This is a genomic window from Ralstonia sp. SET104, from assembly GCF_003851545.1.
Classification (GTDB): Bacteria; Pseudomonadota; Gammaproteobacteria; order Burkholderiales; family Burkholderiaceae; genus Ralstonia.
The window spans coordinates 36,342-60,620 of the sequence record NZ_BHVX01000003.1 but is presented as its reverse complement, the minus strand read 5'-3'; the positions used below and the strand labels follow the sequence as shown (position 1 = coordinate 60,620).

The 24,279-nt window shown below is 61.1% G+C and carries 23 protein-coding genes and 1 tRNA gene; all 24 read left to right on the top strand.

The features are described from left to right. Position 1: 1 nt before the first annotated feature. The 24 genes from pssA (at position 2) to PSUB009319_RS04805 (ending at position 24,274) form a co-directional block, all read left to right on the top strand. Positions 2–874, top strand: a complete 873-nt coding sequence (gene pssA / locus PSUB009319_RS04915) for a CDP-diacylglycerol--serine O-phosphatidyltransferase (RefSeq protein ID WP_124381132.1) — start codon at positions 2–4, stop codon at positions 872–874. Positions 875–1,188: 314 nt separating this feature from the next. After that, positions 1,189–2,730: a 2-isopropylmalate synthase gene (locus PSUB009319_RS04910; protein WP_124381131.1), complete on the top strand. Its 1,542-nt coding sequence runs from the start codon at positions 1,189–1,191 to the stop codon at positions 2,728–2,730. Between the two features lie 319 nt (positions 2,731–3,049). Next, on the top strand, positions 3,050–4,309 hold the full coding sequence (locus PSUB009319_RS04905) for a branched-chain amino acid ABC transporter substrate-binding protein (RefSeq protein WP_124381130.1): 1,260 nt from the start codon (positions 3,050–3,052) through the stop codon (positions 4,307–4,309). 160 nt (positions 4,310–4,469) lie between these two features. Continuing rightward, positions 4,470–4,739 (top strand): 30S ribosomal protein S15, encoded by a 270-nt coding sequence (gene rpsO / locus PSUB009319_RS04900; RefSeq protein ID WP_012436069.1) that lies wholly within the window; start codon positions 4,470–4,472, stop codon positions 4,737–4,739. A 333-nt stretch (positions 4,740–5,072) separates the two neighbouring features. Then, positions 5,073–7,241 carry a polyribonucleotide nucleotidyltransferase gene (pnp, locus tag PSUB009319_RS04895; protein WP_124381129.1) on the top strand — a complete coding sequence of 723 codons (2,169 nt, stop codon included), beginning with the start codon at positions 5,073–5,075 and terminating at the stop codon, positions 7,239–7,241. Positions 7,242–7,342: 101 nt separating this feature from the next. After that, on the top strand, positions 7,343–8,296 hold the full coding sequence (locus tag PSUB009319_RS04890; RefSeq protein ID WP_124381128.1) for an HAD family hydrolase: 954 nt from the start codon (positions 7,343–7,345) through the stop codon (positions 8,294–8,296). Between the two features lie 21 nt (positions 8,297–8,317). Next, on the top strand, positions 8,318–9,322 hold the full coding sequence (locus tag PSUB009319_RS04885) for an NAD(P)H-quinone oxidoreductase (RefSeq protein ID WP_124381127.1): 1,005 nt from the start codon (positions 8,318–8,320) through the stop codon (positions 9,320–9,322). 80 nt (positions 9,323–9,402) lie between these two features. Then, the gene (tpiA, locus tag PSUB009319_RS04880; RefSeq protein ID WP_124381126.1) at positions 9,403–10,149 is read left to right on the top strand and encodes a triose-phosphate isomerase; all 747 of its coding nucleotides are present in this window, start codon (positions 9,403–9,405) and stop codon (positions 10,147–10,149) included. A gap of 62 nt (positions 10,150–10,211) precedes the next feature. Beyond that, positions 10,212–10,574, top strand: coding sequence for a preprotein translocase subunit SecG (secG, locus tag PSUB009319_RS04875; RefSeq protein ID WP_124381125.1), 363 nt, complete (start codon positions 10,212–10,214; stop codon positions 10,572–10,574). Positions 10,575–10,753: 179 nt separating this feature from the next. Then, a tRNA-Leu gene (locus PSUB009319_RS04870) sits at positions 10,754–10,838 on the top strand. Positions 10,839–11,001: 163 nt separating this feature from the next. After that, a complete protein-coding gene (locus PSUB009319_RS04865) occupies positions 11,002–11,361 on the top strand; it encodes an NADH-quinone oxidoreductase subunit A (RefSeq protein WP_004630810.1) in 360 nt (119 codons plus the stop codon). A 6-nt stretch (positions 11,362–11,367) separates the two neighbouring features. Next, complete coding sequence (locus PSUB009319_RS04860; RefSeq protein ID WP_004630808.1) at positions 11,368–11,850, top strand: NADH-quinone oxidoreductase subunit B family protein; 483 nt, start codon at positions 11,368–11,370, stop codon at positions 11,848–11,850. Between the two features lies 1 nt (position 11,851). Then, positions 11,852–12,454 carry an NADH-quinone oxidoreductase subunit C gene (locus tag PSUB009319_RS04855; RefSeq protein ID WP_124381124.1) on the top strand — a complete coding sequence of 201 codons (603 nt, stop codon included), beginning with the start codon at positions 11,852–11,854 and terminating at the stop codon, positions 12,452–12,454. A 13-nt stretch (positions 12,455–12,467) separates the two neighbouring features. Next, the gene (locus tag PSUB009319_RS04850) at positions 12,468–13,721 is read left to right on the top strand and encodes an NADH-quinone oxidoreductase subunit D (protein WP_124381123.1); all 1,254 of its coding nucleotides are present in this window, start codon (positions 12,468–12,470) and stop codon (positions 13,719–13,721) included. A 130-nt stretch (positions 13,722–13,851) separates the two neighbouring features. Next, on the top strand, positions 13,852–14,352 hold the full coding sequence (gene nuoE / locus PSUB009319_RS04845; protein ID WP_124381122.1) for an NADH-quinone oxidoreductase subunit NuoE: 501 nt from the start codon (positions 13,852–13,854) through the stop codon (positions 14,350–14,352). Next, positions 14,353–15,648 carry an NADH-quinone oxidoreductase subunit NuoF gene (gene nuoF, locus PSUB009319_RS04840; RefSeq protein WP_004630799.1) on the top strand — a complete coding sequence of 432 codons (1,296 nt, stop codon included), beginning with the start codon at positions 14,353–14,355 and terminating at the stop codon, positions 15,646–15,648. Positions 15,649–15,660: 12 nt separating this feature from the next. Continuing rightward, entirely contained in the window at positions 15,661–18,012 is a 2,352-nt protein-coding gene (gene nuoG, locus PSUB009319_RS04835) for an NADH-quinone oxidoreductase subunit NuoG (RefSeq protein WP_124381121.1), read from the top strand. Positions 18,013–18,020: 8 nt separating this feature from the next. Continuing rightward, complete coding sequence (gene nuoH, locus PSUB009319_RS04830) at positions 18,021–19,085, top strand: NADH-quinone oxidoreductase subunit NuoH (protein ID WP_124381120.1); 1,065 nt, start codon at positions 18,021–18,023, stop codon at positions 19,083–19,085. Positions 19,086–19,105: 20 nt separating this feature from the next. Next, complete coding sequence (gene nuoI, locus PSUB009319_RS04825; protein WP_003261939.1) at positions 19,106–19,597, top strand: NADH-quinone oxidoreductase subunit NuoI; 492 nt, start codon at positions 19,106–19,108, stop codon at positions 19,595–19,597. Positions 19,598–19,681: 84 nt separating this feature from the next. Beyond that, the gene (locus PSUB009319_RS23455) at positions 19,682–19,804 is read left to right on the top strand and encodes a hypothetical protein (RefSeq protein WP_374704184.1); all 123 of its coding nucleotides are present in this window, start codon (positions 19,682–19,684) and stop codon (positions 19,802–19,804) included. Next, complete coding sequence (locus PSUB009319_RS04820; RefSeq protein WP_374704183.1) at positions 19,750–20,376, top strand: NADH-quinone oxidoreductase subunit J; 627 nt, start codon at positions 19,750–19,752, stop codon at positions 20,374–20,376. The genes PSUB009319_RS23455 and PSUB009319_RS04820 overlap by 55 nt, the downstream gene beginning before the upstream one ends. A gap of 17 nt (positions 20,377–20,393) precedes the next feature. Then, positions 20,394–20,705 (top strand): NADH-quinone oxidoreductase subunit NuoK, encoded by a 312-nt coding sequence (nuoK, locus tag PSUB009319_RS04815; RefSeq protein ID WP_063391415.1) that lies wholly within the window; start codon positions 20,394–20,396, stop codon positions 20,703–20,705. A gap of 29 nt (positions 20,706–20,734) precedes the next feature. Then, on the top strand, positions 20,735–22,795 hold the full coding sequence (gene nuoL / locus PSUB009319_RS04810; RefSeq protein WP_124381118.1) for an NADH-quinone oxidoreductase subunit L: 2,061 nt from the start codon (positions 20,735–20,737) through the stop codon (positions 22,793–22,795). A gap of 12 nt (positions 22,796–22,807) precedes the next feature. After that, on the top strand, positions 22,808–24,274 hold the full coding sequence (locus tag PSUB009319_RS04805; protein WP_124381117.1) for an NADH-quinone oxidoreductase subunit M: 1,467 nt from the start codon (positions 22,808–22,810) through the stop codon (positions 24,272–24,274). The last annotated feature ends 5 nt before the right edge of the window (positions 24,275–24,279 follow it).

Here is a 24,279-nt window from a genome sequence, read left to right as displayed (position 1 = left end):
CATGCCCGCGTTCAACCGACGCAAGAAGCGCTTTACCGCCGGCAACGTGACGCACCTGCGTCCGCTGCGGCACAACCAGCCGCGTTCGGATGACGACGATCTTGAGATCGTGCGTCCGCGCCGTCGCGGCATCTATTTGCTGCCTAACGCGTTCACGACGGCCGCGCTGTTCGCTGGCTTCTTCGCCATCGTGCAGGCGATGAATTTGAACTTCGAGACGGCCGCCATCGCCATCTTTGCGGCAATGGTGCTCGACGGCATGGATGGACGCGTCGCGCGCATCACCAACACGCAAAGCGCATTCGGCGAGCAGTACGACTCGTTGTCGGACATGGTGTCGTTTGGCGTTGCTCCCGCGCTGGTGATGTACGAATGGATCCTGCGTGACCTCGGCAAGTGGGGCTGGCTGGCGGCATTCGTTTACTGCGCGGGTGCTGCGCTGCGCCTGGCGCGTTTCAATACGAACATCGGCGTGGTCGACAAGCGTTTCTTCCAGGGCATGCCAAGCCCGGCTGCCGCAGCATTGATCGCGGGTTTCGTATGGTTGGCGATCGACAACAAGCTGCCCGTCAAAGAGCTGTGGATGCCGTGGGTTGCGTTCGGGCTGACGCTGTATGCCGGCCTATCGATGGTGTCGAATGCGCCTTTCTACAGCGGCAAGGCGCTCGACGTGCGGCATCGCGTGCCGTTTGGCGTAATGGTGCTCGTGCTCGTGTTGTTCGTCGTCGTGTCCAGCGATCCGCCGGTGGCGTTGTTTGGCCTGTTCGTCGGCTATGCGGTGTCGGGTTATCTGCTGTGGGGCTGGCGCACGTTGCAAGGGCAGCAGGGCAGTCCGAAACTACCGAAGCAGGCGCCGGATGACGCGCATGAGTGACCGATGCGCTGCGCCATTGTGCGCTTGCGTCAATTTTTGAATTCGTCTATAGTCATTCGCATGCTTTCGCGCCCGATTTCCATTCTGATTACGCTAGTCTCGATTGATGGCCTACTAGGTCGTCAGGTCGGGACACGCGGATAGGAAATCGCAAGACAAGGCAAGCAAAACCGCCAAGTTTTCGCGAACCAGAATTCACAGCGCCCCGGCCTGCAACCATGCACGCCGGGGCGTTTTGCATTCTGCGCCGCAGAAAATCATCCGAGACACCACGAAGACCGACGTCAAAAACGTCACCCCACCAAGGAGCCGCCATGAGCGACAAACTCATTATTTTCGACACCACATTGCGCGACGGCGAGCAGTCCCCGGGTGCGTCGATGACGAAGGAAGAGAAGATTCGCATCGCCAAGCAGCTCGAGCGGCTCAAGGTGGATGTGATTGAAGCCGGCTTCGCGGCCAGCTCCAACGGAGACTTCGAGGCGATCCGTGCGATTGCCCAGTCGGTCAAGGATTCGCGCATTTGCTCGCTGGCGCGTGCGAATGATCGTGACATCTCCCGCGCTGCCGAGGCGCTTAAGCCCGCCGGCCAGTTTCGTATCCACACGTTCATTGCCACGTCGGCGCTGCACATGGAGAAGAAGCTGCGCATGACGCCGGATCAGGTGTACGAACAAGCGCGCCTGGCCGTGCGATTCGCTCGCCAGTTCACGGATGACATCGAGTTCTCGCCGGAAGACGGCAGCCGCTCCGACATGGATTTCCTCTGCCGCGTGCTTGAAGGTGTGATCGAAGAAGGTGCGACCACCATCAACCTGCCGGACACGGTGGGCTATGCGGTGCCGGAAGGCTACGCCGCGCTGATCCGCTCGGTGCGCGAGCGCATTCCGAATTCTGACAAGGCGATCTGGTCGGTGCACTGCCACAACGATTTGGGCATGGCGGTTGCCAACTCGTTGGCGGCGGTCAAGCTGGGCGGTGCGCGCCAGATCGAGTGCACGATCAATGGTCTGGGCGAACGCGCCGGCAACACCAGCCTCGAAGAGGTGGTGATGGCCGTGAAGACGCGCCGTGACTACTTCAACCTCGACGTCGGTGTCGATACCACGCAGATCGTGCCGGCTTCCAAGCTGGTCTCGCAGATCACCGGTTTCGTCGTGCAGCCGAACAAGGCGGTGGTGGGCGCTAACGCCTTCGCGCACGCTTCGGGCATCCACCAGGACGGCGTGCTCAAGGCGCGCGATACCTACGAAATCATGCGCGCCGAAGACGTGGGCTGGACGGCCAACAAAATCGTTCTGGGCAAGCTGTCGGGTCGCAACGCATTCAAGCAGCGCCTGCAGGAACTCGGCATCGAACTGGACTCCGAAGCTGAACTGAATGCCGCATTCACGCGCTTCAAGGAACTTGCTGACCAGAAGGCCGAGATCTTCGACGAAGACATCGTTGCCATTGTCTCCAACGAGGCGCAGCACAGCGAGGGCGAGCACTTCCGTTTCGTGTCGCTGGCGCAGCGCTCGGAAACCGGAGAGCGTCCGCATGCACGCATCGTATTCGTGGCCGACGGCAAGGAAGTGACGGGCGAAGCGGAAGGCAACGGCCCGGTCGATGCCACGCTCAATGCGATTGAGAGCAAGGTCGCCAGCGGCGCTGAGCAATTGCTGTATTCGGTCAACGCCATCACGACGGGTACGCAGGCGCAGGGCGAAGTGACGGTGCGTCTGTCCAAATCGGGCCGCATCGTCAACGGTGTCGGTACCGACCCGGACATCGTTGCCGCCTCAGCCAAGGCGTATCTGGCCGCGCTGAACAAGCTGCAGGACAAGAGCAGTGAAAAACTCAACCCGCAGATCTGATCGCGGGTTTTACCAACACACGCAGGAGTCAGCCTAGACCCCAAACACGATCACCACTGAGCGCGCACCCGGTTACCCACCGGAACGCGAAGCGGGTGCGGAGGCACCGGGCACGTCAGGAGCGTGCACCGTGCCGGCCGTCTTTGAGTGCGATGTTCGTGTGATCCACGACATGGCCGACCCGAACATCCACGCCAGGCGATGTGCCTCGCGTGGATGTTGCCGTTGTGACGATGCCCATGCGTCAAGTCAGCGGCTGCGCGTGCCTTGTGTTGGCGTGCCCAGCCGCTTTACCATCCGCGCTTCACGGAGATTTGCCATGGCGTTTCGTTGGTTCGTGGCCGCGCTGGCGGCTGTGGGGTTATGTGGTGGAGCAAGCGCGCAACCCGAAGCTGCGCCGATCCGGCTGGCATTGATTGAAGGCCTCTCGGGCCCGTTTGCCAACGCGGGTGAGGCGGTGGATCGGAATTTGCGCATCGCCATTGAAGGCGTGAACGCGCGCGGCGGCGTGAAGCTGCCCGATGGGCGCCATCCGCTTGCGCTCGTGCGTTTCGATAGCAAGAACACCGTCGACGAATCGTTGCTGCAATTGCAGGCGGCTACGGATGCGGGCATTCGCTTCGTCCTGCAGGGCAACAGTTCGGCGGCCGCGGCGGCGTTGTCGACGTCGATTTCGCGCTACAACGAACGTCACCCGGATGCGCGTGTGCTGTTCCTCAATTACGCCGCCGTCGATCCGGCCTTAACCAACGAGGCATGCAGCTTCTGGCATTTCCGCTTTGATGCGTCGGCCGATATGCGCATGCATGCGCTCACGGAAGTGATTCGCGCGGACAAGACCATCAAGAAGGTCTACCTGATCGGACAGGATTACACGTTCGGGCGGCAGGTGGCGCAATCGGCGCGGCAGCAGTTGGGCGAGAAACGGCCCGATGTGGCGATTGTTGGCGAGGTGCTGCACCCGATCGGCAAGGTGAAAGATTTTGCGCCATATGTGGCGCGGATCGCTTCGTCGGGCGCGGATACGGTCATCACCGGCAACTGGGGCAATGACCTGACGCTGCTGGTCAAGGCTGCCCGTGATGCGGGCCTCAAGGCGCGTTTCTTCACGTTCTACGGCAATTCGCTGGGGGCACCGGGCGCAATGGGCGAGGCGGGTGTCGACCGCGTAGTGGCGGTGGCGGAGTGGCACCCGAACCTGGGCGGTGGCAAATCCGATGCGTTCTATAAGGCCTTCCGCGCCCGCTATCCGGCGCCCGCTGACGATTACCCGTTGCTGCGCGATCAGATGATGATCGACATGCTGGCCGCCGCCATCGAGCGCGCCGGTACGACGGAAGCTGCGCCTGTCGCACGTGCACTGGAAGGCGCATCAGCCGACATCGGTTTTCATCGCATTACGCTACGTGCTGATGACCATCAAGCCATTCAGCCGCTGATCGTCACGCAGATGGAGCGAGCCGCGACGCCCGGCGCTCCGTTCGATATCGAAGGCTCGGGCTATGGTTTTCGCACCCTGAAAGTGATTCCGGCAGCGCAAACGGCCTTGCCGACGACCTGCAAAATGGTGCGCTATTGAGCGCGGGTGACACAGAACTGTCGTCAGGGCGGGGTTCTGGGCTATAATCGCGGTCTTGCTGTCCAAACCTGTTTCGGGAGGGGCGGCGAGATCATTGTTCAACACGGCACCAACGGCGGCCATTCAGGCGCTGCAGTGTCCGCAAGTCAAAGGAATCAACATGTCCGTCGCTGACATCAAGAAACAAGACATCGTCAAAGATAACGGCCGTAGCGCCAACGACACGGGTAGCCCGGAAGTGCAAGTTGCGCTGCTGACCGCTCGCATCAACGAACTGCAGCCGCACTTCAAGGCGCACATGAAGGATCACCACAGCCGTCGCGGCCTGCTCCGCATGGTGAGCCGTCGTCGTCGTCTGCTGGACTACCTCAAGAGCAAGGACGCTGACCGTTACACCGCCCTGGTTGCGAAGCTGGGTCTGCGTAAGTAATGGTGGGTATCACGCACTGCGCGTGATGAAAAGTGCCTGCGTCAGCGTGCTGATGCAGGCATTTTGTTTTTGGCGGCCGAGTTTGTGGCCGCAGCCGGGTAACCGGCAAGCGATGGCAGCCGGCAACTTTAATCAATGCATCGGCTGCCAGGGACCGGGGGCGGCAGGAGGCAGAGCCTTGTGTCATTCCAGCGCGGTGTTGAGCATCAGCGCCGCGCTGGAATGGCATAAAACACACCTCTGCAACCGCACCGTCTTCCGGAACGTGTTTGTCGTGGCGCAATGACACCGAGTTTGAATCCTCGGCGCCACGAATACCGAACAGGAGAAAACATGTTCAACAAGATCGTCAAAGAATTCCAATGGGGCGGCCATAAGGTCCGCATGGAGACGGGTGAGATCGCCCGTCAGGCGAGCGGCGCTGTGCTGCTCGACATGGACGACACCGTCGTGCTCGCCACCGTGGTGGGCGCCAAGAACCCGAAGCCGGGCCAGGACTTCTTCCCGCTGACGGTTGATTACCTCGAGAAGACCTACGCCGCTGGCAAGATCCCGGGTGGCTTCTTCAAGCGTGAAGGCCGTCCGTCGGAAAACGAAACGCTGACCTCGCGCCTGATCGATCGTCCGCTGCGTCCGCTGTTCCCGGAAGGCTTCTACAACGAAGTTCAGGTCGTCATCCACGTGCTGTCGATCAACCCGGAAGTGCCGGCTGACATTCCGGCGCTGGTGGCTGCTTCGGCTGCGCTGGCTGTGTCGGGCCTGCCGTTCAACGGCCCGGTGGGCGCTGCCCGCGTCGGTTACAAGGATGGCCAGTACCTGCTGAACCCGAACCGCGCACAACTCGCGCATTCGGATCTGGATCTGGTTGTTGCCGGTACCGAGCGTGCCGTGCTGATGGTGGAATCCGAAGCGCAGCAGCTGTCGGAAGAAATCATGCTGGGCGCCGTGGTGTACGGCCATGAGCAGATGCAGATCGCCATCAACGCGATCCACGATCTGGTGCGCGAAGGCGGCAAGCCTGAGTGGGATTGGCAAGCTGCGCCGAAGAACGAAGTGCTGGTCGCCAAGGTGTCGGAACTGGGCCTGGCCGATCTGCAAGCCGCTTACCAATTGCGCCAGAAGTCGGCTCGCAGCCAGAAGCTGAAGGAAGTCTACAAGTCGGTGGCTGAGAAGCTGGCTGCGGCTGGCGTGGAAGCCGATGGCGTGGAAGTCGACAACATCCTGTTCGAACTCGAATCGAAGATCGTGCGCGGCCAGATCCTGAACGGCGAACCGCGTATCGACGGCCGCGACACCCGCACGGTGCGCCCGATCGAGATCCGTTCGTCGGTGCTGCCGCGCGCTCACGGCTCGGCGCTGTTCACGCGCGGTGAAACGCAAGCGCTGGTGGTGGCCACCTTGGGCACCAAGAGCGACGAGCAGATCATCGACGCGCTGCAAGGCGAGTACCGTGACCGCTTCATGCTCCACTACAACATGCCGCCGTTCGCCACGGGCGAAACCGGCCGCGTGGGCAGCCCGAAGCGCCGCGAAGTCGGCCACGGCCGTCTGGCCAAGCGCGCACTGATTCCGGTGCTGCCGAAAGACGACGAATTCGCATACACGATCCGTCTGGTGTCGGAGATCACCGAGTCGAACGGTTCGTCGTCGATGGCTTCGGTGTGCGGCGGCTCGCTGTCGCTGATGGACGCTGGCGTGCCCATCAAGGCGCACGTTGCGGGTGTGGCCATGGGCCTGATCCTGGAAGACAACAGGTTCGCCGTCCTGACCGACATCCTGGGTGATGAAGACCACCTGGGCGACATGGATTTCAAGGTTGCCGGTACCGATGCTGGTATCACCGCTCTGCAGATGGACATCAAGGTGCAGGGCATCACCAAGGAAATCATGCAGGTCGCACTGGCGCAAGCCAAGGAAGGCCGTTTGCACATCCTGGGCAAGATGCAGGCTGCCATGGGCGGCGCGCGCACCGAGCTGTCGGAGCACGCTCCGCGCATGATCACGGTCAAGATCAATCCGGAGAAGATCCGCGACGTGATCGGCAAGGGCGGCTCGACCATCCAGGCGTTGACCAAGGAAACCGGCTGCACGATCGACATCCAGGAAGACGGCACGATCACCATCGCGTCGACTTCGTCGGAAGGCATGGCGGAAGCCAAGCGTCGTATCGAAGGCATCACAGCCGAAGCTGAAGTGGGCAAGATCTACAACGGCACCGTGCTCAAGCTGCTGGACTTCGGCGCGATCGTGAACATTCTGCCGGGCAAGGACGGTCTGCTGCACATCTCGGAAATCGCCAACGAGCGCGTGAACCAGGTCTCCGACTATGTGAAGGAAGGTCAGGCTGTGCGCGTGAAATTGCTGAGCACCGACGAGAAGGGTCGCATGCGTCTGTCGATCAAGGCCGCCAAGGCTGAAGAAGGCGACGTGCCCGCGGCCGCACCGCAAGCGCCGGGCGCTGGCGATGCCGCTTCGCAGCAGCAGCAACAACAGCAGCAGTAAGCGAAAGTTTTTTCGCCACGAAAACGGCTGGACAATGTCCAGCCGTTTTTTTGTTTACACTGCGTCGCGAGTTCTTCTCGTTGCGCTTTCGCACCCCCATCATGAGTCGCCTGTTCGAGCAAAACCGCATCGCCGTCGTCTGGGATTTCGACAAGACGTTGATCCCGCGCTACATGCAAGTGCCACTGTTCGATCGCTTCAATATTGCCGAGCAGGGTTTCTGGGATGAGGTTGCAGCAGGCTCTCGTGAAATCGAATCGCGCGGCCAGAAGGTCAACCATGAGACCTTCTACCTCAATGTGCTGCTGCGCCAGGTGCGCGACGGCCGCATGGCTGGCCTCAACAACGCCACGCTGCGCGAACTCGGTGCCGAACTCGAATTCTTCCCGGGCGTGACTGATTTCTTCGAGCGCAGCAAGGCGTGGGTGCGCGACAACGGCGCTTACCAAGCCTTCGACATCAAGCTTGAACACTACATCGTCAGCACCGGCCTGACAGAGATGATCAAGGGTTCGCCCATCGCGCCGTACATCGACGGCGTGTGGGGTTGCGAATTCCTGGAGGCGCCCGACGCGAACGCGAATGGCCGCCAAGTTATTTCGGAAGTCATCTACGCCATCGATAACACTACCAAGACGCGTGCGCTGTTCGAGATCAACAAGGGCGTCAACAAGCACCCGGAAGCCGTCAGCGTGAACTCCTCGATTGCCGAGGATGAGCGTCGCGTGCCGTTCGCCAACATGATTTACGTGGCGGATGGGCCGAGCGATATTCCGGCATTCTCGGTAGCGCGCAAGGGCGGTGGCCGCACGTATGCGGTCTACAACCCCGAGAGCCCGCGCTCGTTCGAGCAGGCCGACAACCTGCGAGCCGATGACCGCGTCGACATGCTTGGCCCGGCCGACTACCGTGCCGGCTCGCCGACCGAGATGTGGCTCAAGTTGCATATCAGCAAGATCGCCGACGGCATCGTCCACGGCAAACAAGAAATCATGCGCGAAACCACGCGTGGCATTCCGCAGCACTTTGTTGAACCGAAGCGCTCTGCGTCTTAAACCCACACCTGTCCAATTCCCATGAAAGCGATTGAAATTACGCAGTACGGCGGCCCCGAAGTCCTGAAGCTCGGCGAGCGCCCGATGCCGGAGCCCAAGGCCGGCGAGGTGCTGATCCGTGTGCGCGCCGCCGGCGTGAACCGGCCCGATGTATTCCAGCGCACAGGTAACTATCCGGTGCCGCCGGGCGCGTCCGACATTCCGGGGTTGGAAGTGGCTGGCGAGATCGTCAGCGGTGATCTGATGCACGCTGATAATCGCTACGGCCTGAAGGCCGGTGACCGCGTTTGCGCGCTGGTGCAGGGCGGTGGCTATGCGGAGTTCTGTACGGCGCCGCTGGGCCAGGTATTGCCGGTTCCTGCGGGTTTGTCCGATGTCGAAGCCGCCGCATTGCCCGAGAACTATTTCACCGTATGGTCGAACGTGTTCGATCGCGGCTTGCTGGGGCGGGGCGCGAACGGCGCCGATGAAACGCTGCTCGTGCAGGGCGGCTCCAGCGGCATCGGCACGACGGCGATTCAGATCGCGTCTGCGTTAGGTCATCGCGTGTTCGCCACCGCAGGTAGCGCTGACAAGTGCAGCGCCTGTGTCGAACTGGGTGCCACGCGCGCCATCAACTACAAGACCGAGGATTTCGTTGAAATCGTCAAAGCGGAAACAGGGCGGGGCGCCGACGTGGTCCTCGACATGGTCGGCGGCAGCTATGTTGCACGCGAAATCGCCTGCACGGCCGACGACGGTCGTATCGTGCTGATCGCGCTGCTGGGCGGTGCCAAGGCTGAGGTGCCGCTGGGCGACATCCTGCGCCGGCGCATTACGTTGACCGGCTCAACGTTGCGCCCGCGTCCTGTTGTATTCAAGGCGGCCATCGCAGCAAATTTGTATGAAACCGTCTGGCCTTTGCTCGCGTCTGGGCGTATCAAGCCCGTCGTCCATGAGGTCATGCCGGCAGCGCAGGCGGCGCAGGCGCATGCCCTGATGGAATCCAGTGCCCATATCGGCAAGATCATGTTGGTTTGGGATTGACCCCAAGACGTCAAAATTGACCCTGTTTTTGTCGCCACGGTAGAATGCCGGGTTTATTTGACAGTCGACCGGGCAAAAACGTGAACGCAAGACCGAAGCTGGTGGTGGGCAACTGGAAACTGCATGGCAGTCTGAGCGCCAATGCCGCGCTGCTTGAGCAGATCAAGGCAGCGGGCAAAACCAACGCCACGCTGGCGGTGTGTGTGCCGTTCCCGTATCTGGCGCAATGCCAGTCGTTGCTGGCTGGTTCAGCAGTGGGCTGGGGTGCGCAGGATGTGTCGGCCGAAACGCGCGGCGCCTTCACCGGTGAAGTGGCAGCGTCGATGCTGTCGGAATTCGGCTGTGGTTACGCGATCGTCGGTCACTCCGAGCGCCGCACCTACCACGGCGAAACCGACGCGCAAGTGGCGACCAAGGCGCTGCGTGCTCTGGAGCACGGCATCACTCCGATTGTCTGTGTGGGCGAAACGCTCAACCAGCGCGAAGCCGGTGAGACGGAGCAGGTGGTCGGTCGTCAGCTGGATGCAGTGTTGGAGGCGCTGTCGGTCGAGCAGCTTGGTCGCATCGTCGTGGCCTACGAGCCCGTCTGGGCGATCGGCACTGGCAAGACCGCAACCAGCGAGCAAGCGCAGGCGGTGCACGCCTTCCTGCGCGCGCGCGTTGCAACCCGCGATGCCGGCGTGGCGCAGCGTCTGGCGATTTTGTACGGCGGCAGCGTCAAGCCGGACAATGCGGGCGAGTTGTTTGCGATGGCGGACATCGATGGCGGCCTGATTGGCGGCGCATCGCTGAAGGCAGAAGATTTCCTGGCGATCGGTCGCGCATAAACGACCGGTCGGGCCGCCGTGTGGAGCATGTGCGGCTGCAACATATTATTGAGAGAAACGAAATGGCAATTCTGAAGACTCTGTTGCTGGTGGCGCAAATCCTGAGTGCGCTCGGCGTAATCGGTCTGGTGCTGCTGCAGCACGGCAAGGGCGCGGATGTGGGGGCGGCATTTGGCTCCGGCGCGTCCGGCAGCTTGTTTGGTGCTACGGGCTCGGCCAACTTCCTGTCGCGTACGACGGCTGTGCTGGCCACGGTGTTCTTTGTTGCCACGCTGGCGCTGACGTTGATCGGCACCAACAAGGGTAGCGTGTCGGCAGGCGTGATGGGCTCCGTGGCGCCGGTGACTTCGACGGCATCGGCCCCGGCAGCTTCGGCTCCTGCGGCTGCTCCGGGCGCAGCTTCCGCGCCGGCTGTGCCGAAGTAATTTGCGGTAACGCTCGCAGCGTACCGTGGAGGTTTTTCGGCGCGCTGCGAGGCATAAGATTTTTGTTTGTGCATTGAACAAAAGCTTCGCTTTGCGGTAGAATGCAAGGCTTGAAACAATACGGAAAACGGCAAGGGCGTTAAGTCTCAACCGGCTTCCTGATAAAGTTTCTTCCCCCAGCCGACGTGGTGAAATTGGTAGACACGCTATCTTGAGGGGGTAGTGGCGAAAGCTGTGCGAGTTCGAGTCTCGCCGTCGGCACCAATTAAACTCGGGGTCTGTTCAACGGGATGTTCCGCGCAGGCCCCTCCGCAAGACGACGCGCAGTTGAAGCGTCGTAAGGCTGCGGACCCGGCGCCTTCGATGGGGCGACAAGGCGCCGCCTGCGGGCAGTGCTGTTGCAACCATTCAAAAAGGCGGGCGTCCCTTGAACCTCGAAGCCTATTTCCCCGTACTGTTGTTCATCGTCGTCGGTGTTGGCCTTGGCCTTGCTCTGATGACCATCGGCCGAGTCCTCGGTCCGAACAATCCCGATCCTGACAAGCTCTCGCCGTACGAGTGCGGCTTCGAAGCATTCGAAGACGCGCGCATGAAGTTCGACGTGCGCTATTACCTCATCGCCATCCTGTTCATCCTGTTCGATCTGGAGACCGCGTTCCTCTTCCCGTGGGGCGTGGCGCTGCGTGAGATCGGCTGGCCGGGATTCTTCGCGATGGGGGTGTTTCTTCTCGAGTTTCTCGTGGGCTTCGTCTACATCTGGAAAAAAGGCGCGCTCGATTGGGAGTGATGTGAAATGGCGATCGAAGGCGTACTCAACGAAGGCTTTGTCACGACAACCGCTGACAAGCTGATCAACTGGACCCGTACCGGGTCGCTGTGGCCGATGACGTTCGGCTTGGCCTGCTGTGCTGTGGAAATGATGCACGCTGGTGCATCGCGTTATGACCTGGACCGTTTCGGCGTGGTGTTCCGCCCGTCGCCGCGTCAGTCTGACGTGATGATCGTGGCCGGCACGCTGTGCAACAAGATGGCGCCCGCGCTGCGCAAGGTGTACGACCAGATGGCCGAGCCGCGCTGGGTCATCTCGATGGGGTCGTGCGCTAACGGCGGCGGGTACTACCACTACTCGTATTCCGTCGTGCGCGGCTGCGATCGTATTGTGCCCGTTGACGTGTACGTGCCGGGTTGCCCGCCGACCGCTGAAGCGCTGATCTACGGCATCATCCAGCTGCAGGCCAAGATCCGTCGCACCAACACAATCGCGCGCAAGGCCTGACATGACTGACAAGCTTGCCACCCTGAAAGCCGCGCTGGAAAAGGCGCTGGGCAACCGCATTCAAAGTCTGGCCGAATCGGTTGGCGAACTCACCCTCGTGGTGAAGGCCGCCGATTACCACGACGTCATGCGCACGCTGCGCGACGACGCATCGCTCAAATTTGAGCAACTGATGGATCTGTGCGGCGTCGACTATGCCGACTACGGTGACGGTGCCTGGAATGGCCCGCGTTTTGCCGCTGTGTCGCACCTGCTGTCGATCACGTACAACTGGCGCGTGCGCGTGCGTGTATTCGCACCGGACGATGATCTGCCGGTGGTGTCGTCTATTACGACGATCTGGAATTCGGCTGACTGGTTTGAGCGTGAAGCGTTCGACCTGTACGGCCTGGTGTTCGAAGGCCACCCGGATCTGCGCCGCATCCTGACCGACTATGGCTTCATTGGCCACCCGTTCCGCAAAGACTTCCCCGTGTCGGGCTACGTTGAAATGCGCTATGACCCGGTGCAGCGTCGCGTGGTTTACCAGCCGGTGACCATCGAGCCGCGCGAGATTACGCCGCGTGTGATCCGCGAGGATCAATACGGTGGCCTGAAGCACTGAAGGGCGCCCGATCATGGCAGATATCAAGAACTACACCCTGAACTTCGGCCCGCAACACCCGGCCGCCCACGGCGTGCTGCGCCTGGTGCTTGAGCTGGACGGCGAAGTCATTCAACGTGCTGACCCGCACATCGGTCTGTTGCACCGCGCGACCGAGAAGCTCGCCGAGCAGAAAACCTGGATTCAAAGCGTGCCGTACATGGACCGCCTCGACTACGTGTCGATGATGGTCAACGAACATGCCTACGTGATGGCCATCGAGCGCCTGCTGGGCCTCGAAGTGCCGCTGCGCGCGCAGTACATCCGCGTCATGTTCGACGAGATCACGCGGATCATGAACCATCTGATGTGGATCGGCTCGCACGCGCTGGACGTGGGCGCCATGGCGGTGTTCCTGTACGCGTTCCGGGAGCGTGAAGACCTGTTCGACATGTATGAAGCAGTGTCGGGTGCGCGCATGCATGCGGCTTACTACCGTCCGGGTGGCGTCTACCGCGACCTGCCTGACACGATGCCGCAATACAAGGCATCCAAGGTGCGCAACGAGAAGGCCCTGGCTGCCCTGAATGAAACGCGTTCGGGTTCGCTGCTCGACTTCATTGAAGACTTCACCAACCGTTTCCCCAAGTACGTTGACGAATACGAAACGCTCTTGACCGACAACCGGATCTGGAAGCAGCGTCTGGTGGGCATCGGCGTGGTGAGCCCGGAGCGCGCGCTCAATAAGGGTTTCTCGGGCGCTATGCTGCGTGGCTCGGGCATCGCCTGGGACGTGCGCAAGAAGCAACCGTATGAAGTTTACGACCGCGTTGACTTCGACATCCCGGTTGGTGTGAACGGTGATTGCTACGACCGTTATCTGGTGCGTGTGGAAGAGATGCGCCAGAGCAATCGCATCATCCGCCAATGTATCGACTGGCTGCGCAAGAACCAGGGTCCGGTGATCACCGACAACCACAAGGTGGCACCGCCGTCGCGCGTGGACATGAAGACCAACATGGAAGAGCTGATTCACCACTTCAAGCTCTTCACGGAAGGCATGCACGTGCCCGAAGGTGAGGCGTATGCGGCAGTCGAGCACCCGAAGGGGGAGTTTGGCATCTACGCAATCTCGGACGGCGCCAACAAGCCGTATCGCCTGAAGATCCGCGCGCCGGGCTTTGTGCATTTGGCTGCGCTCGATGAAATGGCCCGGGGCCACATGATCGCCGATGCTGTGACGATCATCGGTACGCAAGACATCGTGTTCGGCGAAATTGATCGTTAACGCGCAATCGCTGAATCACGCAGGAAATAACGGTTTGACGCGCAGGCAAGCGCGGCTGTGAAACGAGGACGCACGCCGGGGTCAGGTAGTTGGTAATACGGCCCCGCGTCCCGCACCAATCGCAACGAACATGCTATCAGCAGAAGCTCTCAAGGAAATCGACCGGGCGGTCGCTAAATATCCCGCCGACCAGAAGCAGTCCGCCGTGATGGCGGCGCTGGCGGTCGCGCAGAGCGAGAAAGGCTGGGTCTCGCCCGAAGTCATGCAGTTCGTGGCCGAGTACCTCGAAATGCCGCCGGTGTGGGTCGAGGAAGTGGCGACGTTCTACAACATGTACGACACCAAGCCGGTGGGCCGCTTCAAGCTGTCGGTGTGCACGAACTTGCCGTGCGCGCTGTCGGGCGGCGAGCGTGCGGCCGACTACCTGAAGAAGAAGCTGGGCATTGGTTTCAACGAGACCACTGCCGATGGCAACTTCACGCTGAAGGAAGGCGAGTGCATGGGCGCGTGCGGTGATGCGCCGGTCATGATCGTCAACAATACCCATATGTGCAGCTTCATGAGCAACGAGAAGCTCGACGCGCTGATTGCCGATCTCCAGGCGAAGGCGACCAACGGAGCAGGCAAGTAAATGACCTCTCTGCACGATCGACACATCCAGCCGTTGATTCTTGCCGGCCTGAACGGCGACAACTGGCACCTCGAAGACTACGTCAAGCGCGGTGGCTATCAACAGCTCAAGCGCATCCTTACCGAGAAGATCACGCCTGAGCAGGTCATTGCCGACGTGAAGGCCTCCGGCCTGCGTGGCCGGGGCGGTGCGGGCTTTCCTACCGGTCTGAAGTGGAGCTTCATGCCGCGCCAGTTCCCGGGCCAGAAGTACCTGGTCTGCAACACCGACGAAGGCGAGCCGGGTACGTTCAAGGATCGCGACATCATCCGCTATAACCCGCACGCGCTGATCGAAGGCATGGCCATCGGCGGCTACGCGATGGGCATCACCGTGGGCTACAACTACATCCACGGCGAGATCTGGAACGAATACAAGATTTTTGAGCAAGCGCTTGAAGAGGCGCGTGCTGCGGGCTTCCTGGGTGACAACATCCTCGGCTCCGGCTTCAACTTCCAGTTGCATGCACACCATGGCTATGGCGCGTACATCTGCGGGGAGGAAACGGCGCTGCTCGAGTCGCTGGAAGGCAAGAAGGGCCAGCCACGCTTCAAACCGCCTTTCCCGGCAAGCTTTGGCTTGTACGGCAAGCCGACCACGATCAATAACACCGAAACCTTCGCCGCAGTGCCGTTCCTGCTGGCCATCGGTCCGGATAACTACCTGAAGATGGGCAAGCCGAACAACGGCGGCTCGAAAATCTTCTCGGTGTCGGGCGACGTGGAGCGTCCGGGCAACTACGAAATTCCGCTGGGCACGCCGTTCTCCAAGCTGCTTGAGTTGGCCGGCGGCATGCGTGGTGGCAAAAAGCTCAAGGCGGTCATCCCGGGTGGTTCGTCGGCGCCGGTTGTGCCGGCTGACCTGATGATGGCCTCCGACATGGACTACGACTCGATCGCCAAGGCCGGCTCGATGCTGGGGTCGGGAGCCGTGATCGTGATGGACGAGACGCGCTGCATGGTGAAGTCGCTGCTGCGCCTGTCGTACTTCTATTTTGAAGAGTCGTGCGGCCAGTGCACGCCGTGCCGCGAAGGCACAGGCTGGCTGTACCGCGTGGTCGATCGAATCGAGCACGGCAAGGGCCGCCAGGAAGACCTGGATCTGCTCAACAACGTGGCCGAGAACATCATGGGTCGGACCATCTGCGCGCTCGGCGATGCCGCCGCGATGCCCGTCCGCGGCATGCTCAAGCACTACTGGGATGAGTTCGCGTATCACGTCGAACACAAGCAGTGCATGGTGCCCACCTACATTTAAGCGTGGCAGAACATGGTTGAAATCGAAATCGATGGCAAGAAGGTCGAGGTTGCCGAAGGCAGCCTGGTGATGGAGGCAGCTCGCCAGACGGGCACCTACATTCCTCATTTCTGCTATCACCGCAAACTGTCGGTCGCGGCCAACTGCCGGATGTGCCTGGTCGAGGTCGAGAAGGCGCCCAAGGCGCTGCCGGCCTGCGCCACGCCGGTCACTGCAGGCATGAAAGTCTTCACCAACTCCGAGAAGGCGGTGAAAGCGCAGAAGTCCGTGATGGAATTCCTGCTGATCAACCACCCGCTGGATTGCCCGATCTGCGATCAGGGCGGCGAGTGCCAACTGCAGGATCTGGCCGTGGGTTACGGCAAGTCCGAGTCGCGCTACCAGGAAGAGAAGCGCGTGGTGTTCCACAAGAATGTGGGCCCCCTGATCTCCATGGAAGAAATGACGCGCTGCATCCACTGCACGCGTTGTGTCCGCTTTGGCCAGGAAGTGGCCGGCGTGATGGAACTCGGCATGCTCAATCGCGGTGAGCATTCTGAAATCACGACATTCGTTGGTCAGACCGTTGACTCGGAGCTGTCGGGCAACATGATCGACCTGTGCCCGGTTGGCGCGCTGACGAGCAAGCCGTTCCGTTACTCGGCCCGTACGTGGGAACTGGCACGCCGCAAGTCTGTGTCGCCGCACGACGGCCTGGGCGCCAACGTGATTGTCCAGACCAAGAACCAGCGTGTGATGCGCGTTCTGCCGCTGGACAACGAAGCCATCAACGAATGTTGGCTGTCCGATAAGGACCGCTTCGCCTATGAGGGCGTGAACAGCGACGACCGTCTAACCCAACCGTTGCTCAAGCAAGGCGGTGAATGGAAGCCCGTCGATTGGACCACGGCACTTGAGTACGTTGCCAATGGCCTGAACGAAATCAAGCGTGACCACGGCGCCGAGCAGATCGGTGCGCTGGCCAGCCCGCATAGCACGCTGGAAGAATTGTTCTTGCTGCAAAAGCTGATGCGCGGTATTGGCAGCGACAATATCGACTTCCGCCTGCGTCAGTCCGATTTCTCGATCAAGCCGACGGGCGCTCCGTGGCTGGGTCTGCCGATTGCCGATGTGTCGCTGCTGCAGCGTACGCTGGTGGTGGGCACCTTCCTGCGCAAGGATCATCCGCTGCTGGCTGCGCGCCTGCGCCAAGCGGGCAAGAAGGGTGCGCAACTGAACGTGATTGGCGCCGGTGGTGAAGACCTGCTGATGCCGGCCACGCAACTGCTGGGTGCGCCGTCGCAATGGCTGTCGCTGCTGTCGCAAGTTGCAGTGGCTGTGGCCGCCGCCAACAACGTCGCCCGCCCAGGCGGCACTGATCGCGTTGAAGCCGGTGATATTGCCAAGCGCATTGCCGAAAGCCTGGCTTCGGGCGAACGCAAGGCTGTGTTCTTGGGCAATGCAGCGGTGGCGCATCCGCAATTCTCGCAACTCCATGCGCTGGCCCAGTGGGTCGCGCAGCAGACCGGCGCCACGCTGGGCTTCCTGACCGAAGCGGCTAATACCGTCGGTGGCTATATTGCCGGCGCACTGCCGCAGGCCAATGGTCTGGATGCTGCCGCGATGCTGGCGCAGCCGCGCCGTGCCTACGTGTTGCTGGGTGCTGAACCGGAATTCGATACCGCCAACCCGGCGCAAGCCCGCGCCGCGCTGGATCAAGCCGACACCGTGGTTGTGCTGGCACCATTTGCCTCGCGCGCTGCGCTGGAATACGCCGACGTGCTGTTGCCGACCGCACCGTTCACCGAAACCTCGGGCACCTTCGTCAACTGCGAAGGCCTGCCGCAGAGTTTCAATGGCGTTGTGCGCAGCCTGGGTGATTCGCGTCCGGCCTGGAAGGTCCTGCGCGTGCTGGGCAACCTGCTGAACGTGTTGGGCTTCGAGTACGACAACTCGGAAGTGGTGCGCGACGAAGTGCTGGCCAAGCCGGTCACTGGTCGCCTGTCGAATACGACGACGGCTCAGCCAGCAGCCCCGGCAGCCGCCGCTGCAGGCATCGAACGTCTGGCCGACGTGCCCATCTACCACGCTGACCCGATCGTGCGCCGTGCGGGCTCGCTGCAACTGACGGCGGCAGCACGCGCTGCCATGCACGCCGGTCTGCCAGCCGATCTGTATGCGCAATTGGGCCTCGCCAATGGCGATGCCGTGCGCGTGACGCAAGGGCAGAACAGTGTGGTGCTGCCAGCCGTGCTGGACAAATCGCTGGCTTCCGGCGTGATTCGCGTGCCGGCTGCTACCGAGGTATCGGCTCAACTGGGCGCGATGTTCGGTGTGGTGAGTGTTGAAAAGGTTGAATCGTCCGCGCTGGCGGCTACGGTGTAAGGGTCAACATGATCGAGTCGATTACTTCTTTCGGCACGGCGACTTTCGGCGGCTGGTGGCCGCTGATCTGGACGCTGGTGCGTGCGGTCTGCATCATCCTGCCGCTGCTGCTGTGCGTGGCTTACCTGATCCTGTGGGAGCGCAAGCTGATCGGCTGGATGCACGTGCGCCTGGGGCCGAACCGCGTGGGCCCGATGGGTCTGCTGCAGCCGATTGCCGATGTGCTCAAGCTCCTGCTCAAGGAGGTCATGGTGCCGAGTGCGGTCAGCCGTGGCATGTACATCATTGCGCCGCTGATGGTGCTGATGCCGGCCGTGGCCATTTGGGCGGTGGTACCGTTCCAGGCCGAGGCCGTGGTGTCGAACATCAACGCCGGTCTGCTGTATGTGATGGCGATCAGCTCGGTGGGCGTGTATGGCGTGATCCTGGCCGGTTGGGCCTCGAATTCCAAGTACGCGTTCCTGGGGGCGATGCGCGCCTCGGCACAGATGATTTCGTACGAAATCGCCATGGGCTTCGCGCTGGTAACGGTGCTGATGGTGACGGGCAGCCTGAACCTGTCGGATATCGTCAACTCGCAAAATCGTGGGTTCTTCGCGGGTCATGGCATCAACATCCTGTCGTGGAACTGGCTGCCGCTGCTGCCGATGTTCGGCGTCTACTTCATCTCGGGCGTGGCTGAAACGAACCGCCACCCGTTCGATGTGGTGGAAGGCGAGTCGGAAATCGTGGCCGGCCACATGATCGAATACTCGGGCATGGCGTTCGCGCTGTTCTTCCTGGCTGAGTACATCAACATGATCGTCATCTCGGCGCTGACGGCCACGCTGTTCCTGGGCGGCTGGGCTTCGCCGATCGACGCGCCGGTGCTCAACTGGATTCCGGGCTTCTTCTGGCTGCTGATCAAGGTTTTCCTGCTGCTGTCGGTCTTTATCTGGCTGCGGGCATCGTTCCCGCGTTATCGCTATGACCAGATCATGCGTCTGGGCTGGAAGATCTTCATTCCGCTCACTGTGGGCTGGCTTGTCGTCGTCGCCATCTGGTTGGTGTCGCCGTGGAACATCTGGAAGTAACGGGACAATAGGAAGGCACCATGTTGCTTGCCATCAAGGAATTCTTTAACAGCCTGCTCCTGAAGGAACTCTTCAAGGGGCTGGCCCTGACCGGGCGCTACCTGTTTGCGCGCAAGATCACCGTTCTCTTCCCGGAAGAGAAGACGCCGCTGTCGCCGCGCTTCCGCGGTCTGCACGCACTGCGTCGCTATCCGAATGGCGAAGAGCGTTGCATCGCTTGCAAGCTGTGCGAAGCCGTATGCCCAGCCCTGGCCATCACGATTGAGTCGGATCAGCGTGACGACGGTACCCGCCGCACCACGCGCTACGACATCGACCTGACCAAGTGCATTTTCTGCGGCTTCTGTGAAGAAGCGTGCCCGGTGGACGCCATCGTCGAGACGCACATCCTGGAATACCACGGTGAAAAGCGCGGCGACCTGTACTTCACCAAGGACATGCTGCTGGCCGTAGGTGACCGCTTCGAGCCGGAAATTGCGGCCAACAAGGCGGCCGACGCAAAGTACCGCTGATTCAAGACGCCCACCGAGCAGTTGGCGGGCGGTGCAGTTGACATCCCGGTTGGATAACGGCTCCTCGTGAGCCAACGAGCAGTGATGGCGTCAAGCCGTCGCAGCTTTGGACAAGCGCGTGCCGCAAAACGGCCCGTGTCAGGATCATGGAAATCACGACGATCATCTTCTACTGTTTCGCGCTCGTGCTGGTGCTCGCAGCGCTGAAGGTCATCACCGCGAAGAACCCGGTGCACGCGGCGCTGTTCCTTGTGCTCTCGTTTTTCACTGCGGCGGCGATCTGGATGCTGCTCAAGGCGGAATTCCTCGCCATTACGCTGGTGCTGGTCTACGTTGGGGCGGTGATGGTGCTGTTCCTGTTCGTGGTGATGATGATCGACATCGACATCGAACACCTGCGACGCGATTTCTGGACCTACGTGCCGATGGCTGCCTTTGTCGGTGTTGTCATCATCCTGGAAATGGCCGTGGTGCTGACCAAAACCTTCATGGATCGCGTGCAGCCCGTGCAGGAGTTGCCCAAGGGCTTCAATGGCCCCAACACCCAAGCGCTCGGCAAGTTGATCTACACCGATTACATCTACGCCTTTGAAGTGGCCGGCGCAGTGCTGCTGCTTGCGATCGTCGCGGCCGTGGCCCTGACCGCCCGTCGCCGTAAGGACACCAAGGGCCAGAACGTGTCCGAGCAGCTTCGCGTGCAGCGTAAGGACCGCGTGCGCCTGGTCTCGATGCCGGCAGAGAAGTCGGCTGGCGCAGCTTCGGCTGAATCCAAGAGCTGAGCCCCGGGAGAATCCATATGTCTTCGCTATCCCTCGCCCATTACCTCGTGCTCGGCGCGGTGCTGTTTGCCATCAGCATCGTCGGCATCTTCCTGAACCGCAAGAACATCATCGTGCTGCTGATGGCGATCGAACTGATGCTGCTCGCGGTCAACCTGAACTTCGTCGCGTTCTCCCACTATCTGGGTGACCTGGCGGGGCAGGTGTTCGTGTTTTTCATCCTGACGGTGGCCGCGGCGGAATCCGCGATCGGTCTCGCCATCCTGGTGGTGCTGTTCCGTAATCTGGACACCATCAACGTCGACGATCTGGACAGCCTGAAGGGCTGACCTCCGCATCCACCTATAAGAAGCGTTCCATGGCTACCACGCTCAATCCCAACCTGCTGCTGGCGATCCCGCTTGCGCCGCTGGCCGGCGCGGCGATCGCCGGGCTGTTCGGCACCAAGTTCTTTGGCGAGAAGATCGGCCGCACGGCGTCCCACAGCGTCACCATCCTCGGTGTTGCAATTGCCTTCATTCTGTCGGCGCTCACGCTGTCTGACGTCATCAACGGCGCTGGCTACAACGGCACCGTTTATGAATGGATGACGGTCGGCTCGCTGAAGATGGAAGTCGGCTTCCTCATCGATTCGCTCACCGCGATGATGATGTGTGTGGTGACCTTCGTCTCACTGATGGTGCACATCTACACCATCGGCTACATGGCGGAAGACGACGGCTACAACCGTTTTTTCGCATACATCTCGCTGTTCACCTTCTCGATGTTGATGCTCGTGATGAGCAACAACTTCCTGCAGTTGTTCTTCGGCTGGGAAGCGGTGGGTCTGGTGTCGTATCTGCTGATCGGCTTCTGGTTCAAGCGCCCGACGGCCATCTACGCCAACATGAAGGCGTTCCTGGTCAACCGCGTGGGCGACTTCGGCTTCGTGCTCGGCATTGGCCTGCTGCTGGCGTATAGCGGCAGCCTGAGCTACGCCGATGTGTTCGCTGCCCGCGACAACCTGGCCACCATCGGCTTCCCTGGCACCGACTGGCACATGCTGACGGTGGCCTGCATCTGCTTGTTCATCGGTGCGATGGGTAAGTCGGCGCAGTTTCCGCTGCATGTGTGGCTGCCGGACTCGATGGAAGGCCCGACCCCGATCTCTGCACTGATCCACGCAGCTACGATGGTGACCGCCGGGATCTTCATGGTGGCGCGCATGTCGCCGCTGTTCGAGCTGTCGGACACCGCGCTGTCGTTCGTGCTGATCATCGGCGCCATCACCGCGCTGTTCATGGGCTTCCTGGGCATCATCCAGACCGACATCAAGCGTGTGGTGGCGTACTCAACGCTATCGCAGCTCGGCTATATGACCGTTGCGCTGGGCGCGTCGGCTTACCAAGTGGCTGTGTTCCACCTGATGACACACGCGTTCTTCAAGGCGTTGCTGTTCCTCGGTGCCGGCTCGGTCATCATCGGCATGCACCACGACCAGGACATGCGCAACATGGGCGGCCTGCGCAAGTACATGCCGATCACGTGGCTGACGTCGCTGGTGGGTTCGCTGGCGCTGATTGGCACGCCGTTTTTCGCAGGTTTCTATTCAAAGGATTCGATCATCGAAGCGGTGCGCGAGTCGCACCTGCCGGGCGCGGGCTTCGCCTACTGGGCCGTGCTGGCCGGCGTGTTCGTGACCGCGTTCTACTCCTTCCGCATGTACTTCCTGGTGTTTCATGGTGAAGAGCGTTTCGGCAAGGAAGACGCGCATCACGAAGGCAATCATGTGGACGAGGAAGAAACCGCCGACCATCATCACGGCCTGGCGCCGGGTCAAAAGCCGCACGAGTCGCCGTGGGTGGTGACGGTGCCGCTGGTGCTGCTGGCGATTCCATCGGTCATCATCGGTGCGATGGCGATCCAGCCGATGCTGTTCGGCGAGTTCTTCAAGCACGGCGTGGTCTTCTCGGAAGTCATCTTCAATGCCGACAACCACGAGGCGATGAAGGTGCTGGCCGAAGATTTTCACGGCTGGGTCGAGATGGCGCTGCATGGCTTTACGTCGGCTCCGTTCATCCTGCTGCTGGCCGGTGTGGTGCTGTCGTGGTTCTTCTACCTGAAGCGCCCGGATATTCCGGCGGCAATCGCCAAACGGTTCTCCGGCCTCTACAAGCTGCTGGACAACAAGTACTACATGGACAAGATCAACGAGATCGTCTTCGCCAACGGTGCGGTCAAGTTTGGCCGCGGCCTGTGGAAGGGCGGTGATCAGGGTGTGATCGACGGTGTTGTCGTCAACGGCAGCGCGCGTCTGGTGGGCTGGTTCGCGAGTGTCGTGCGCCTGCTCCAGTCCGGCTTCATCTATGACTATGCGTTCGCGATGATCATCGGCACGGTTGGGCTGCTGACGTATTTCGTGTTCCTGGCAGGCAAATAAGGGATTACAAAAATGGTTCTGTCTTTTGCGATCTGGCTGCCGATCTTCTTCGGCGTGCTGGTGCTGGCCTCGGGCTCAGACCGCAATCCCGGTTATGTCCGCTGGATGTCGCTGATCGGTTCGCTGATCAGCTTTGTGATGACGCTGCCGCTGATCACACAGTTCGATAAGTCGACTGCTGCGATGCAGTTCGTCGAGAAGTCGCCCTGGATCGAGCGCTTTCACATCAGCTACTACCTGGGTGTCGACGGCATCTCGATGTGGTTCGTGGTGCTGACCGCGTTCATTACCGTCATCGTGGTGATCGCCGCGTGGGAAGTAATCACCGAGCGTGTGGCGCAGTACATGGCCGCGTTCCTGATCCTGTCCGGTCTGATGATCGGCGTGTTCGCGTCGCTCGATGGTCTGCTGTTCTACGTGTTCTTTGAAGCCACGCTGATCCCGATGTACATCATCATCGGCGTGTGGGGTGGCCCGAATCGCGTGTATGCCGCGTTCAAGTTTTTCCTGTACACGCTGCTGGGCTCGCTGCTGACGCTGGTTGCGCTGCTGTATCTGTACTTCCATAGCGGCACGTTCGAGATTCTGCAGTGGCATCAGATCAAGCTGTCGATGAACGAGCAGATCCTGATCTTCCTTGCGTTCTTCATGGCGTTTGCGGTGAAGGTTCCGATGTGGCCGGTACACACCTGGCTGCCGGACGCCCACGTGGAAGCCCCGACCGGCGGCTCCGTGGTGCTGGCCGCCATCATGCTGAAGCTGGGTGCGTACGGTTTCCTGCGGTTCTCGCTGCCGATCGCTCCGGATGCCAGCCACAGCCTGTCGGCGTTCATCATCGCGATCTCGCTGATCGCCGTGATCTACATCGGTCTGGTGGCACTGGTGCAGGCCGACATGAAGAAGCTCGTCGCGTATTCGTCGATCGCGCACATGGGCTTCGTCACGCTGGGCTTCTTCATCTTCAACGAGATCGGTATCGAGGGCGGTATCGTCCAGATGATCTCGCACGGCTTCATCTCGGGCGCGATGTTCCTCTGTATCGGGGTGTTGTATGACCGTGTGCACTCGCGCCAGATCGCCGATTACGGCGGTGTGGTCAACACGATGCCGAAGTTTGCAGCGCTGTCGGTGTTCTTTGCGATGGCCAACTGTGGTCTGCCGGCCACCTCGGGTTTCGTGGGTGAATTCATGGTGATCCTGGGTTCAGTCAAGTTCAACTTCTGGATCGGTCTGCTGGCCGCCACCGCCCTGATTCTTGGCGCTGCGTATTCGCTGTGGATGGTCAAGCGCGTGATTTTCGGTGACGTGACGCACAAACATGTGGCTGAGCTGAAGGACCTGAATTGCCGCGAGTTCTTCATGCTGGGCGTGCTGGCGATCGCCACCCTTTACATGGGCCTGTATCCGAAGCCCTTCACCGATGTCATGCATGCGTCCGTGGTCAACCTGCTGACCCACGTGGCGCAGTCGAAGCTGTAAGCAGC

Bases quoted from the DNA above. Each gene is read 5' to 3' on its own strand.
- pnp (WP_124381129.1), top strand. From the start codon at position 5,073: ATGTTCAACAAGATCGTCAAAGAATTCCAATGGGGCGGCCATAAGGTC.
- rpsO (WP_012436069.1), top strand. From the start codon at position 4,470: ATGTCCGTCGCTGACATCAAGAAACAAGACATCGTCAAAGATAACGGC.
- nuoK (WP_063391415.1), top strand. From the start codon at position 20,394: ATGTCTTCGCTATCCCTCGCCCATTACCTCGTGCTCGGCGCGGTGCTG.
- PSUB009319_RS04890 (WP_124381128.1), top strand. From the start codon at position 7,343: ATGAGTCGCCTGTTCGAGCAAAACCGCATCGCCGTCGTCTGGGATTTC.
- PSUB009319_RS04850 (WP_124381123.1), top strand. From the start codon at position 12,468: ATGGCAGATATCAAGAACTACACCCTGAACTTCGGCCCGCAACACCCG.
- pssA (WP_124381132.1), top strand. From the start codon at position 2: ATGCCCGCGTTCAACCGACGCAAGAAGCGCTTTACCGCCGGCAACGTG.
- PSUB009319_RS04885 (WP_124381127.1), top strand. From the start codon at position 8,318: ATGAAAGCGATTGAAATTACGCAGTACGGCGGCCCCGAAGTCCTGAAG.
- nuoH (WP_124381120.1), top strand. From the start codon at position 18,021: ATGATCGAGTCGATTACTTCTTTCGGCACGGCGACTTTCGGCGGCTGG.
- PSUB009319_RS04860 (WP_004630808.1), top strand. From the start codon at position 11,368: ATGGCGATCGAAGGCGTACTCAACGAAGGCTTTGTCACGACAACCGCT.
- nuoG (WP_124381121.1), top strand. From the start codon at position 15,661: ATGGTTGAAATCGAAATCGATGGCAAGAAGGTCGAGGTTGCCGAAGGC.
- nuoF (WP_004630799.1), top strand. From the start codon at position 14,353: ATGACCTCTCTGCACGATCGACACATCCAGCCGTTGATTCTTGCCGGC.
- nuoI (WP_003261939.1), top strand. From the start codon at position 19,106: ATGTTGCTTGCCATCAAGGAATTCTTTAACAGCCTGCTCCTGAAGGAA.
- nuoE (WP_124381122.1), top strand. From the start codon at position 13,852: ATGCTATCAGCAGAAGCTCTCAAGGAAATCGACCGGGCGGTCGCTAAA.
- PSUB009319_RS04910 (WP_124381131.1), top strand. From the start codon at position 1,189: ATGAGCGACAAACTCATTATTTTCGACACCACATTGCGCGACGGCGAG.
- PSUB009319_RS04855 (WP_124381124.1), top strand. From the start codon at position 11,852: ATGACTGACAAGCTTGCCACCCTGAAAGCCGCGCTGGAAAAGGCGCTG.
- secG (WP_124381125.1), top strand. From the start codon at position 10,212: ATGGCAATTCTGAAGACTCTGTTGCTGGTGGCGCAAATCCTGAGTGCG.
- PSUB009319_RS04805 (WP_124381117.1), top strand. From the start codon at position 22,808: ATGGTTCTGTCTTTTGCGATCTGGCTGCCGATCTTCTTCGGCGTGCTG.
- PSUB009319_RS23455 (WP_374704184.1), top strand. From the start codon at position 19,682: ATGGCGTCAAGCCGTCGCAGCTTTGGACAAGCGCGTGCCGCAAAACGG.
- nuoL (WP_124381118.1), top strand. From the start codon at position 20,735: ATGGCTACCACGCTCAATCCCAACCTGCTGCTGGCGATCCCGCTTGCG.
- PSUB009319_RS04905 (WP_124381130.1), top strand. From the start codon at position 3,050: ATGGCGTTTCGTTGGTTCGTGGCCGCGCTGGCGGCTGTGGGGTTATGT.